Source organism: Hyphomonas sp. UBA4505, from assembly GCF_002388685.1.
Classification (GTDB): domain Bacteria; phylum Pseudomonadota; class Alphaproteobacteria; order Caulobacterales; family Hyphomonadaceae; genus Hyphomonas.
In genome coordinates this window covers 72,379-84,219 of sequence record NZ_DGMZ01000009.1, presented here as the reverse complement: position 1 = coordinate 84,219, position 11,841 = coordinate 72,379, and the positions used below count along the sequence as shown (strand labels likewise).

Here is an 11,841-nt window from a genome sequence, read left to right as displayed (position 1 = left end):
AATAGAGTTCCTATGTATGTTCCAACTGAAACAGAAAGCATGAAGGAGCCACGCTATGGCTGCGGTGAATGTTACCGACGATGAATTTGACGGCCTGATCGGCGATTCCGATTTGCCGGTGGTTGTGGACTTCTGGGCTGAGTGGTGCGGTCCATGTAAGCAGATGTCGCCGCACATTGATGCGGTGTCCGAAGAGCTGGCAGGCCAGATCAAGGTCGCCAAGATCGACGTGGACGAGAACCCAATCGCGCCTTCGAAGTATGGAGTCCGGGGTATGCCGACTCTCATGATCTTCAAGGATGGCAAAGTTGCCGCGACGCACTTGGGCGCGATGAGCAAACAGGCCATCTCTGACTGGATCAAGCAAAGCGTCTAAAACGTCTTGCTAAGTAGATATTGAAGAAACGCCGGCAGCGATGTCGGCGTTTTTTTATGCAGCTTGCGTGGTCAGGGCGATGAAGACGTCTTCAAGGTCAGGTGCTTCTGTAACCAGGTCGCCAATTCCGATTCCGTTTGAGCGTACAGTCTCCAGCAACCTGCCGATACCGGTTTCGCTTGACCGGAACGTAATGGCGAGATCGCCATCGGGGCGCAACACTGCATCCATATCCGACAGGGCAGCGGGCACGGTCGCAAGCGGTTCCTTCGGCGTAATCACCAGCGTCTTGTAGTCGAGGCGGGAAAGTAGTTGTGGGGTCGGCTCGCAAGCAACAATCTCACCATGGTTCACGATGGCGATTGAATCACACAGCTCCTCGGCCTCTTCCAGATAATGAGTCGTCAGGATGATTGTCGTGCCTTTGTCGTGAAGTTCCCGCACATAGGTCCACAGAGACCTGCGCAGTTCCACATCGACACCCGCTGTTGGCTCGTCGAGAATCAGGACGGGGGGATTGTGGACGAGGGCCTTGGCCACCATCAGGCGACGTTTCATGCCGCCCGACAATTGGCGCACATAGGCATCCTTCTTGTCATCGAGCCCGACGGCTGTGAGGATTTCAAGGCTGCGGCGCTCCGATTTCGGCACGCCGTAAAAACCAGCCATCAATTCAAGCATTTCCAAAGGCGTGAAGAAGGGATCGGCAACGATTTCCTGATTGACCACTCCGATGGCTGCCCGACTCTGGCGTGGAGATTTGTCGATATCCAGCCCCCAAATGCTCGCCGAACCCGACGTCTTGTTTACAAGGCCAGCCAGAATGTTGATAAAGGTCGATTTTCCCGCACCGTTCGGACCAAGCAGTCCGAAGATAGAGCCACGCGGAATCTCCAGATTCAGGCCCTTTAGCGCATGCTTTTCGGGCATCTTGCCAGATGCGCGATAGATTTTGTTGAGGTCTTTGACTTCAATGGCGAAGTCAGGGGCAGGTTTGCTGGACGACATGTGGGGGCCTTTTCACTCTGTCCATTCGATCTTGCGCCGATGGGCGGTGCAATCTAGGTAGGACCATGTGGCACCGGTAACAACCATGCCGACGAAATTGCAGATGGAATTACAAGTCATGTCCACGAAACGCGATGTGTTCGACCCGCCGGAAATCTCAATGGTGACGAGCCATAGGGTCTCGTGCAATGGCGGCGGCGGCGCCCTCGGACATCCGCGCGTTTGGTACGAAATGGGCGACGAGGATTTCGTCGAGTGCAAATATTGTGACCGGCGATTCGTTCTGATCGGCGGCAAGCAAGACCCTTCACGGGCGCGATGATTGCGGCCGGATGATGTGTGAGGTGTCCGAATGCGCGTCCTGATAGCAGGCGGAGGCATTGGGGGCCTGACCGCCGCTCTGGCGCTCGATCATTTTGGGCACGAGGTTTTCGTTTTCGAACAGTCCAGCGTGCTGGATGAAGTCGGCGCGGGTATCCAACTCAGCCCCAATGGCATGCAGGTGCTCAATCAGCTGGGAGTATCCGCCCGCATTCTCAAGGATACGTTCCGTCCCAAGGCTCTGGAAATGCGGATGGGCCGCAGCGGTCGTCGGCTGTTCGACATCCCGCTCCGCAAGTCGGCGATCAATCGCTGGGGCGCTGACTATCTCCATGTCCACCGGGCTGACCTGATCCAGGCTCTCTACGATGCACTGGTCGCACGCCGTCCGGAAGCAGTCAGTCTTGGCCGAAAAGTTGTTTCCTATCAGAAGGATGAGACTGGCGTTCGTGCGACATTGGACACCGGCGAAACTGTCGAGGGCGAGCTTCTTGTCGGCGCAGATGGAATTCATTCTGTCGTCCGGACTCAGATGCTCGGCACTGAAGCGCCCCGATATACTGGCATGACGGCTTGGCGGGCCATGTCCGCTGTCTCGGACCTGACCGAAATCCCGCCTCCAACGGCCACAGTCTGGACCGGGTCTCGCAGACATGCTGTCACCTATCTACTGAGAGGCGGCAGTCTCGCCAATTTCGTTGGCGTGGTGGAGCGCAAGGCGAAGCATCTGGAATCATGGACCGCTGAAGGATCGCGAGAGGATGCGCTCGCTGATTTCAAGGGATGGCACTCATCCGTCACCGGCATCATCGAACACGCGCCGGTGCTGCATCGCTGGGCGCTGTTTGACCGCGACGAGCTACCGCGCTGGTCCGACGGGCGCGCAGTATTGATGGGGGATGCCTGTCATCCGATGTTGCCTTTCCTTGCGCAGGGCGCCGTGATGGCCATTGAAGATGCCTATGTGCTTGCAAGGGAAGTTTCGTCCGCGGCAGACGTGCCCGACGCTCTCAAGGCCTATGAGGCCTGCCGCAAACCGCGCACCAGCAAGGTTCAGGCGGGCGCGAGAGAGAATGCGAGCCTTTTCCATCGCAGTAATCCAATAACCCAATTATCCACATACGGTCCCATGTGGATGGCCGGCCGCATGATGAAGGGCTTTATCCATTCGCGGAATGACTGGCTGTATGGGCACGACGTCACGCTGGGCTGAGTGGCGCACGGCTTGTCAGCTCGCTGGGAAGCGGGCATTCAGATGTTTCATTTGAAACAATATTCGGGTCCCTATGCTTTCAGTTCTCGACCTATTTCGCGTGGGGATTGGCCCCTCCAGTTCCCACACAGTTGGGCCCATCCGGATTGCGGCGCGTTTCTCTGACGGACTTGCGAAGGCGGGCAATCTCTCACAAGTTCAGCGGATCGAAGTGGAGCTACAGGGCTCCTTGGCGCTGACGGGGGAGGGGCATGCTACGCCGAAGGCGGTTCTACTTGGGCTCGCCGGGTTTGCACCAGAGACTTTGGATCCGGACGCGGCAGATGCGGCCGTCTCTGAGATCAACTCCAGCCACAATCTCTCCTTGGCCGGAACGCACCAGATCACGTTTGATCCGGATAAGGATATCGTATTCGCATATGGAATTATCCCCAGCCTGCATCCCAACGGCATGCGGTTAAGGGCGTTCGACGCATCGGGTGAAATTTTGTCCGACGAGACGTGGTATTCAACAGGCGGGGGATTCATTGCCTCCCAGCGCCAACTTGAAAAGCCGCTTGAAGACGATCTCATCCAGACTCAAGTCGACGTGCCTTACCCTTATTCGTCTGCCGCTGAGCTAATCACGATGTGTTCGCAGAACGACCTCACGATTGAACATCTCGTCCTGGCCAACGAGGATTCGCTGCGGCCTCGGTCTGAAACGTTTGAAGCGCTCGACCGTATCTCTGACGTTATGGCGAAATGCATTGAGCGGGGCCTGTCACAGTCGGGAACCCTACCGGGCAAGCTAAATGTCAAACGTCGCGCTGCATCGCTTTGGGCGAAGCTCGCGAGTGATCATGGCTCAAACGAGCGCGAGCAATTGTTTGACTGGCTCAATGTGTATGCCATGGCGGTGAATGAGGAAAACGCGTCGGGGGGGCAGGTGGTCACCGCGCCAACAAATGGCGCCGCTGGTATTATCCCTTCCGTGATCCGTCATTATTGCAGTGGTACAGACGATGCGCGTGACCGTACGCGTAAATTCCTGCTTACCGCGGGCGCGATTGGCATTCTCTACAAGCAGCGCGCCTCAATCTCGGGTGCCGAGATGGGATGTCAGGGTGAAGTCGGCGTGGCTTGTTCCATGGCGGCTGGCGGCCTCGCTGCCGTTTGGGGCGCAGTTCCTCAACAGGTGTCCAACGCAGCGGAAATCGGTATGGAGCACAATCTCGGCCTGACATGTGACCCGGTTGGCGGGCTTGTCCAGATACCTTGCATCGAACGCAATGCCATCGGAGCGGTGAAAGCCGTCAATGCGGCGCGACTCGCCTTGCATTCAACCGGGCATTCGCATGTCTCCCTGGATCAGGTCATTGAGACAATGCGGCAGACCGGGCTCGACATGTCCACGAAATACAAGGAAACCAGTCAGGGCGGATTAGCCGTCAACGTCGTGGAGTGCTGATGACGCAAGTCAACAATCTCGGATCGCTACTGGACAGCCTGCGGGAGCAGACATCGGGAGAGAAGGTCACCGTTGGGGCCATGCTTGATGCGGTCGGGCGACGATCTTACGGACCACTGTTACTGCTTCTGGGTTTTGTGTCGATCAGCCCGTTGACCATCATTCCGGGCGCAAACTGGCTCGTCGCCCTGATCATTCTCATAATCGCGGGTCAAATCGTCCTGGGCCTGAAATATCCATGGGTACCGCGGCGCATTCTGGATTTCGAGTTTCCGCGATCGGCGCTGATCCTGGGCGTGGAACAGGCGCATCCTTATGTTTGCCAGGTCGACCGATTCTTGAAACCGCGACTCGCATTCCTGACCGACCCGCCCTTTGTGCAGCTCGTGGCGTTGATTTGTATAGCGGCGGCGCTCGTCTCGTTTCCGCTCGGCCTCATTCCTTTCGGGCCGGTCCTGCCAGGTTTGACGGTGCTACTGTTCGGGCTGGCGCTAACCGCGCGCGATGGATTTGTGCTGATTCTTGCGGCGCTGGGTCTTGTTGGCAGCTGCTATCTCGTCATCCGGCTCTGGGAACGTCTGATCGGCTGATCGGTCCTGATCAGGCGGAAAATTCAGTCTTCTGAAGACGGTCCGTGATTGAGTTCGGCCAGGGCAGAGCGAACCAATATGAATGTGATCAGCGCCCAAAGGCTCAGAAACAGGATCCCCGCCCCAAGCTTGTCCCAGCGAATATGGCGATAGATGACGGCCTTGGAGGGGCTTTTCGGATTAATCCAAACGGATAGGGGCTCATTCCGAGACATGTGCCGACTCAGTTGGCGATTGAGCTGGTGATAATAGGATTTCCGAACGCCCAAGGTTTGATCAAAGAAGGTACGACGAGAGACATGAGTCTCGTTGTCCCAGACATAGCTATACTCGGTTCGCAGTCGATATTGCCGGTTTCGATTCTGGACATGGCTGGACAGGATGACGGCCGGACGCGCCTCCCAGTTCTGTGCTGCGATGGTCAGGCCGACAGGTTTGAGAACCGAGTAGGTGATGAAGGGGGCGATCACGCAAAACCCGGTTGCAACGATCCAAAGGACGATCGTTCCGCCAATCGGCCGCGTTCCATCTTTTTCCACCATACATGAAATCCCTTTCGGGTGTGTAGCATTTGTAGAAGAAGACTTGGAAGTCTGCGACCCGTGGATGGGCTACGTCACGTATAGGATTTTTCGGGAAGGGAAGGTGGCTCCGCGAGTAGGAAATTTTGGCCGATTTCACCGTATTTCACGCTGTTCCATTTCGACGAAAATTGCAATTTAATCAGAGTGTTCGAAGAATTTTCTTGTACTCTCGTGTTCCATCATATACCCCCTTAATCAAATTCCTTTTGGTGGGTAGGTTGGTGGGGCGAGACTGGCTCCACATTGCGGAGTCGAACTCAGATGCCGAAGATCGTTACCCCACTTTCAGCCAAGGCCGTCCAATCTTTACAACACAATGGGGTGGGCAGAAAGACCATGCACCCAGTCGGCGTTGTCGACGGTTTATACCTCGTGATTTATGAAACTGGCTCCCGGTCTTGGCTGTTTCGCGCGATGCTAAACGGACGTCGACGTCATTTTGGATTGGGCTCAGCAAGATTCGTCACGCTCGCAGAGGCGCGTGAAAAAGCAAAAGCCTGGAAAAAGCTTATCGCTGAGGGGATCGATCCGATCGCCAGTAAAAAGGCTGTCGAAGAACGTAGGATCAATTTTGCCTATGCCGTCGACCTGTTTTCTGAGTTAGAGCTCCAAGATGTCAAAGAGAAGGAACGAAAAGCCTGGCGTAGCTCGCTGAACACCCACATTACACCTTCGCTTGGAAAACGAGACGTCAACACAATCACCTCCTTACAAGTCGCCGAGGTGATGAAGCCTCTTTGGATTGAAAAGCGCGAAATGGCGAAGAAGCTTCGCATCAGGCTCGATAAGATATTTGTTTGGCTGAAGGCAAAGGGGTACCGGACAGATGATAGCCCCGCAAAATGGGCTGATCTCAAGCCCATTTTGAATCCGCTTGGTCGCGATAAGGTCACGCAACACAGGCCAGCAATTCCTTTTGTTCAAGCCCCGACTTGGTTCTCGCTGCTCCGACAGAAAGAGCCCATATCTGCGCGCGCGTTGGAATTTCTTTGCCTCACGGCGGTGCGGTCAGGGGATGTGCGGTTTCTGACGTGGAAAGAAATCGACTTCGATGCTGAGGTCTGGACAATTCCACCAAACCGCGAGGGGACCAAGCTGAAGACACGACATCATACCGTCCCGCTCACGGCCCCGATGATGAAGCTGCTGCGTGATGCCGAAGATATCCGCTTTAGCGATTATGTTTTTCCTGGAGTGAACGGCGGGCCCATGAGTGACAGCACTATCTCAAAGATCATGCGGGAGATTCATAACGATGAAGTGAATCTTGGTCGCTCAGGTTTCCTGGATCAGCAGACGGGGAAAAGGGCTGTACCCCATGGTCTGCGATCTACTTTTAGAGACTGGGTCGCTGAGCTTACAGACTATCCCGGTGAACTTGCCGAAATTGCGATCGCGCACAAGCAGGGCTCCGACACTGAACTCGCTTACAAACGCATGTCGCAGGTCGAAAAGCGAAGGCCAATGATGGCGGACTGGGGAGAATATTTGCGAGGCGGTTCGAACTAGGGGGGACTCCGATTAGAACGACTGAAATTCGCCATTTGCGGTCATCGATGTGATCTCCACCAGTGTCCTACTTGGGGCGATTTTGAGCCGCCCAACTAACGACTGCTTTCGGCGTAGAGCGGACATAAGCATCGCGACATGGCTGGTTTTTCGATGTGGTCGAAGGGTGATGCATCCACAGGTCTTGAAGACTGTGAACAAAGTCTATGTTGACTTTGACATTTACTGCGTCTTCTTTTGTGTCCCGAAAATGAAATTGTCCCGGGACTGGTGAAGCAGTCCCGGGACGGTGATCACTGCATGTGGAGATGCATTTGTGACCTGCGTTACCTATGCGCGATTTTGCGCGTCTTGGCAATACGACACTTGTAGCCGAAAAACCGCCATTCCATCTAGGGTTGAGCGTTAGAATGTCGGTGCTCAATCTCTCTGGCGTCCGAAAAATGCCTCTACTCCGCCAAGCAGAGGCCGCCGAATGTGGCCTTGCATGTGTCGGGATGATTGCAGGCGCTCATGGCCACAAGATGGACCTTCCTACTCTGCGATCCAAGTTCCCGATTTCTCTTAAGGGCGCGACGCTTAAGGACATTATCGAAATCTCGGCGCAGATGGATATGGGCGCGCGGGCCGTGCGCTGTGAACCCGAAGAGCTCAAAGGACTGCGTGTTCCCGCGATCCTGCACTGGAACATGAACCACTTCGTCGTGTTCAGCGGCGTGAGTGGCAACAAGTTCACCATCTACGACCCTGCCGCTGGCAAAGTTACCATGACACTTGAAGAGGCCAGCAAACACTTTACGGGCGTCGCACTTGAACTGACGCCATCATCCGGGTTCCAGCGCAAACGCGAGCGCAACCCCGTCAAACTTATCAGTCTCGTCAAACTAGACGGCACGGCATGGAAAGCTGTCGTCCAAGGACTGGCGCTCTCCGTGTTCCTGCAAGTCTTTGTCCTGCTAGCGCCATACTACATGCAGCTCGTGATTGATGAGGCGATCCTGAAAGGCGACTTCTCGCTGCTGATGGCTATTGCGACCGGCTTTGCCCTCCTAAAGCTATTCGAAGCGATCACCACAATTATACGCGGGCTCGTCTTCCAGTTCCTCTCGAACATTCTCGCCTTTGATATGGAGGCGAGCTTGTTCCACCATATGGCAAGGCTCCCACTGACCTACTTCCACAGGCGACATGTCGGAGACATTCAGCAGCGTTTTCAATCGCTCGGACCCATCCGAGACTTCATTGCCAATGGTGCCATTGCGGCTTTGATAGATGGTTTCCTGGCCATTTTTCTAGGAATCATTATTTTTCTCTACAACGCGATGCTAGGCTTCGTCGTCGTCGGCTTTGTGGTCGTTTATGCCGCCCTTCGCTTTGCATTCTTGTCGCTGTCCAAGCGTTTATCCGGTGATTTCCTCGTCGCGGACGCGAAGGAGAACACCAAGTTCCTTGAAACGCTCCGCGCCATGCAGACGGTTAAAGTTTCTGGAATAGAGAATGAACGCGAAGGCCTTTGGCGCAATCTCGCGGCCGATACGCTAAACGCCCAAATTCGGATGGGTAACGTGAACATTGGCTATGGCGCGATCAGTCAGACCCTGATGGGGCTTTCCAATATTCTCGTCATTTACCTGGCTGCCAGCAGTGCGATTGGCGGGGCAATGACGATCGGCATGATCACAGCCTTCGTTGCCTATAAGGGGCAGTTCGAACAGAAGCTCATGGCGCTGCTTGAGACCTATGTGAACTTCAAGCTGCTCGATGTGCATCTGGAACGCGTCTCAGACATCGCGCTCGCCAAGAAAGAGGACGGGCTGCAAAAACCGTCGACGGGTAAACAGCTGGACGGACGGATCACAATCCAAAACCTCCACTTTCGCTACGCACAGTTTGAGCCTGATATTTTGAAAGGCGCGAACCTGGAGATTGAACCCGGAGACTTCATTGCGCTCGCGGCCCCCTCCGGCGAAGGCAAGTCAACCCTGCTCCGCCTGATCCTTGGCCTCTATCAGCCGAGTCATGGCAAGATTTTCTATGACGGTCTTGAAGGTAGCAAATGGGGGTTATCGAGCCTGCGCCAGCAAATGGGCGTGGTCATGCAGGACGATACATTGCTGGCTGGATCGATTGAAGAAAATATCTGCCTCTTCGATGAAAGACCGGACAGAGACCGTATCCTGGAAGTTGCGCGCATCGCCGCCATTCACGAGGACATTGAAGCCATGCCGATGGGTTATCGCTCCTTGGTCGGCGATATGGGTACAACCCTCTCAGGTGGCCAACAACAACGTGTGATGTTGGCCCGTGCGCTCTATCGCGAGCCCCGCCTTCTCGTCATGGACGAGGGCACGAGCGCGCTTGATGTGCAAACGGAGCGGCGCATCAATGAAGAGCTCAAAAAACTATCGATCACCCGCATCATTGCAGCTCATCGACCTGAGACATTAGCAGCGGCCGATAAGGTCATCGCGCTTCATCAGGGCCGGCTACAGCAGATTGAGTTTAAGCCCAGGCCTGTTGGACTGGCGGATGAAACAAAAACTGCGTCTATTGAGAGTGAAACGAAGGGAAACCCCAACGTGGCCTGCCTGATCTGACTGGCCCAACCGTAATGTTGGGATCGACGGTTGGTTTGTAGCGGCGTTCATGCCGCCTCCAACCTATAAGGCGGCATGAAGGTCGCGGGCAAGATGGTTCTCGGTGCGGGCGGTTTATAGCCCAGCGATGAGTGCGGTCTTGCGGTGTTGTAGAACAGCCTCCAGTTCTCGATCAGGACCTGCGCCTCGCGCAGGTCGTAGAAGATTTCACGGGCAAGGAGTTCGTCTCGAAGCTTCGAGTTGAAGCTCTCGCAGTATCCGTTCTCCCAAGGCGACCCCGGCTCGATATAGAGCGTCCTGACATCCAGTGCCTGCAGCCATTCACGCAAAGCGGTGGCGATAAACTCTGGCCCATTGTCTGACCGGATATGCTCCGGTGGGCCGTGCTCCAGGAACAGCTCGCCAAGTGTGTCCAGGACATCGCGTGAGTTCAGTCTTCGTTCGACGCGGATCGCCAGACACTCTCTCGTAAATTCATCTATGACGCAGAGCATGCGGAAGACCTTGCCGTCATGCGTGCGGTCCTGAACGAAGTCATAAGACCAGACATGGCCTTTGTGGGCGGGCCTGAGCCGCACGCATGATCCATCGTTCAACCAAAGCCGCCCGCGCTTGGGTTGTTTCTGTGGGACTTTCAGCCCTTCACGTCGCCAGATGCGATAGACGCGGCCCGTGCTGACGGACCAACCTGCTTCACGAAGCAAGGCTGTGATCCGGCGATAGCCATATCGGCCGAACCTCTCCGCCAGGGATATGATGGCCGCTGTCAGCGCACCTTCATCATGCCGGGGCGTCTTCTCGCGTCTCTGCGTCGAGCGATGCTGGCCCACCACGCGGCAGGCGCGGCGCACAGAAACACCGAGCTCTTCCACCACATGATCGACCGCAACGCGTTTACGTGAAGGGCTTAGTACTTTCCCCGGACGACCTCCTTCAGGATTTGATTGTCGAGCGTTAGATCGGAGACCGCACGACGTAGCCGGGCATTCTCCTTCTCGATCTCCTTCATCCGCTTGGCCTGGCCAACACGAAGGCCGCCATATTCTTTGCGCCAGCGGTAGAATGTCTGCTCGGTTACACCGATCGCGCGCACCGCCTGCGCGATGGTCTCGCCCTGGCTGAGGCGCACCTCCACCTCGCGCAGCTTTGCAATAATCTCTTCAGGCTTGGCTCTCTTGCCCATGGTTCAACTCCATTTTGGAGCCGATCCTCTCTCAAACTATGGGCCAGTTTTTCTGAAGCAGTCCAGACCGGCGCGTCGCTCCCCATAATCTCACAAGGATTAAATGGTTGGCTCTTGGGGTCATCAAAAAAAATCCAGGACTGACACAGTCAGAGTTAGCGTCGGAACTGGAACTGGGCGCGGCGGCCGTCGGGCGACTTATCGACCGTTTGGAAGAACGGGATTTCATTGTGCGCTCCCCCGCACTCGATGACCGCCGTGCCTATACTCTCGACTTAACGCCCGCCGCAAATGCCCTCGTCCTATCGCTAGATGCGACCGCGCAAGAGCTAAAAGACGATCTACTGCACAGTTTGAGCGAGCAGGAAATCTCGTCTTTGAACCGCGGCTTGAACAAGCTGAAAAGCAATCTGCAAAGACTCAGCGCGACCGCAATATCCGTTTTTCCCCTCCGCCCAGATACCTGCGCGGAGCTTCAAACCACGCTTTGTAGCGTACCTCTGCTCTAAAGGAGTAACCCAAATGTCTGTCCTTCACCTTCTTGGAGATCCCGCGGCCGAACTTCTCTATTGCGCGCCAACGGATGAATTACTCGACGTCGCCCGTGACCTGGTTAATCACAACGTTAACGCGATCGTGGTCCTCAATGGCACTGAAGATCTTGTCGGTATTCTGACCGATTTCGACATCATGCGGGCGCTGGCCCATAGCAAGGGCGATCTGTCCGGCATCGAAGTGTATGAATGGATGACAGAGAAAGTCATCACTTGCGCAATTGATGAAAAACTAGCCGATGCGCTTCGCCTCATGGGGCGGTATGGCATACGCCACCTTGTTGTAACCGATTGTGGTGTACCAGTTGCAACACTCAGCATTCGCGATGTTCTCGCGAAAATTCATGAACATGATGAACTCGAAATTAGCGTTCTGCGCGATATCGCGGTCGCAGCGCGCGCGAGTGTGGCAGCCTAGTGCCCCTTTCCGAACCTTGTTTGCGATAGAAAGATCGC

The 11,841-nt window shown here is 55.5% G+C and carries 11 protein-coding genes and 1 pseudogene; 9 read left to right on the top strand and 3 right to left on the bottom strand.

Translation table 11 applies throughout. The annotated features are described in order from the left end of the window. Positions 1-55: 55 nt before the first annotated feature. Positions 56-376, top strand: a complete 321-nt coding sequence (gene trxA, locus B3527_RS05610; protein WP_034813468.1) for a thioredoxin — start codon at positions 56-58, stop codon at positions 374-376. 54 nt (positions 377-430) lie between these two features. Here the strand turns inward: trxA and B3527_RS05605 are convergent, their stop codons facing one another. Continuing rightward, positions 431-1,384, bottom strand: coding sequence for an ABC transporter ATP-binding protein (locus tag B3527_RS05605; protein WP_290479334.1), 954 nt, complete (start codon positions 1,382-1,384; stop codon positions 431-433). A gap of 118 nt (positions 1,385-1,502) precedes the next feature. On the opposite strand from B3527_RS05605, the gene B3527_RS05600 reads away from it, so the two are divergent. The 4 genes from B3527_RS05600 to B3527_RS05585 all read left to right on the top strand — a co-directional run bounded on the left by B3527_RS05600 (position 1,503) and on the right by B3527_RS05585 (position 4,958). Beyond that, a complete protein-coding gene (locus B3527_RS05600) occupies positions 1,503-1,706 on the top strand; it encodes a zinc-finger domain-containing protein (protein WP_034813464.1) in 204 nt (67 codons plus the stop codon). Between the two features lie 30 nt (positions 1,707-1,736). Then, positions 1,737-2,918, top strand: a complete 1,182-nt coding sequence (locus tag B3527_RS05595) for an FAD-dependent monooxygenase (RefSeq protein WP_290479335.1) — start codon at positions 1,737-1,739, stop codon at positions 2,916-2,918. A 73-nt stretch (positions 2,919-2,991) separates the two neighbouring features. Next, positions 2,992-4,368 carry an L-serine ammonia-lyase gene (locus B3527_RS05590; RefSeq protein ID WP_290479336.1) on the top strand — a complete coding sequence of 459 codons (1,377 nt, stop codon included), beginning with the start codon at positions 2,992-2,994 and terminating at the stop codon, positions 4,366-4,368. Next, positions 4,368-4,958, top strand: a complete 591-nt coding sequence (locus tag B3527_RS05585; protein ID WP_206992979.1) for an exopolysaccharide biosynthesis protein — start codon at positions 4,368-4,370, stop codon at positions 4,956-4,958. Before B3527_RS05590 ends, B3527_RS05585 begins: the two co-directional genes overlap by 1 nt. Positions 4,959-4,981: 23 nt before the next feature. Here the strand turns inward: B3527_RS05585 and B3527_RS05580 are convergent, their stop codons facing one another. Further along, a complete protein-coding gene (locus tag B3527_RS05580; protein WP_290479337.1) occupies positions 4,982-5,500 on the bottom strand; it encodes a DUF3592 domain-containing protein in 519 nt (172 codons plus the stop codon). Positions 5,501-5,803: 303 nt separating this feature from the next. Here B3527_RS05580 and B3527_RS05575 point away from each other — a divergent pair, with 303 nt between their 5' ends. Together B3527_RS05575 and B3527_RS05570 are read left to right on the top strand one after the other, a co-directional pair. Then, positions 5,804-7,051 (top strand): tyrosine-type recombinase/integrase, encoded by a 1,248-nt coding sequence (locus B3527_RS05575; protein WP_290479338.1) that lies wholly within the window; start codon positions 5,804-5,806, stop codon positions 7,049-7,051. A 443-nt stretch (positions 7,052-7,494) separates the two neighbouring features. Continuing rightward, positions 7,495-9,648 carry a peptidase domain-containing ABC transporter gene (locus B3527_RS05570; RefSeq protein ID WP_290479339.1) on the top strand — a complete coding sequence of 718 codons (2,154 nt, stop codon included), beginning with the start codon at positions 7,495-7,497 and terminating at the stop codon, positions 9,646-9,648. A 47-nt stretch (positions 9,649-9,695) separates the two neighbouring features. Here B3527_RS05570 and B3527_RS05565 read toward each other — a convergent pair. After that, positions 9,696-10,831, bottom strand: a protein-coding gene (locus B3527_RS05565; RefSeq protein WP_414651597.1) for an IS3 family transposase whose coding sequence is annotated in 2 segments (ribosomal slippage) — positions 9,696-10,570 and positions 10,570-10,831 — 1,137 coding nt in all. Because the reading frame shifts where the segments join, the coding sequence is not laid out codon by codon here. Positions 10,832-10,926: 95 nt separating this feature from the next. Here B3527_RS05565 and B3527_RS05560 point away from each other — a divergent pair. Together B3527_RS05560 and B3527_RS05555 are read left to right on the top strand one after the other, a co-directional pair. Beyond that, positions 10,927-11,340, top strand: a pseudogene (locus tag B3527_RS05560) (MarR family winged helix-turn-helix transcriptional regulator); the annotation flags it as partial. A gap of 13 nt (positions 11,341-11,353) precedes the next feature. Then, the gene (locus tag B3527_RS05555; RefSeq protein ID WP_290479341.1) at positions 11,354-11,803 is read left to right on the top strand and encodes a cyclic nucleotide-binding/CBS domain-containing protein; all 450 of its coding nucleotides are present in this window, start codon (positions 11,354-11,356) and stop codon (positions 11,801-11,803) included. Positions 11,804-11,841: the final 38 nt, after the last annotated feature.

Excerpts from the sequence above, each read along its gene's own strand:
- B3527_RS05555 (WP_290479341.1), top strand. The coding sequence starts at position 11,354 with ATGTCTGTCCTTCACCTTCTTGGAGATCCCGCGGCCGAACTTCTCTAT.
- B3527_RS05595 (WP_290479335.1), top strand. The coding sequence starts at position 1,737 with ATGCGCGTCCTGATAGCAGGCGGAGGCATTGGGGGCCTGACCGCCGCT.
- B3527_RS05570 (WP_290479339.1), top strand. The coding sequence starts at position 7,495 with ATGCCTCTACTCCGCCAAGCAGAGGCCGCCGAATGTGGCCTTGCATGT.
- trxA (WP_034813468.1), top strand. The coding sequence starts at position 56 with ATGGCTGCGGTGAATGTTACCGACGATGAATTTGACGGCCTGATCGGC.
- B3527_RS05600 (WP_034813464.1), top strand. The coding sequence starts at position 1,503 with ATGTCCACGAAACGCGATGTGTTCGACCCGCCGGAAATCTCAATGGTG.
- B3527_RS05590 (WP_290479336.1), top strand. The coding sequence starts at position 2,992 with ATGCTTTCAGTTCTCGACCTATTTCGCGTGGGGATTGGCCCCTCCAGT.
- B3527_RS05605 (WP_290479334.1), bottom strand. The coding sequence starts at position 1,384 with ATGTCGTCCAGCAAACCTGCCCCTGACTTCGCCATTGAAGTCAAAGAC.
- B3527_RS05575 (WP_290479338.1), top strand. The coding sequence starts at position 5,804 with ATGCCGAAGATCGTTACCCCACTTTCAGCCAAGGCCGTCCAATCTTTA.
- B3527_RS05580 (WP_290479337.1), bottom strand. The coding sequence starts at position 5,500 with ATGGTGGAAAAAGATGGAACGCGGCCGATTGGCGGAACGATCGTCCTT.
- B3527_RS05585 (WP_206992979.1), top strand. The coding sequence starts at position 4,368 with ATGACGCAAGTCAACAATCTCGGATCGCTACTGGACAGCCTGCGGGAG.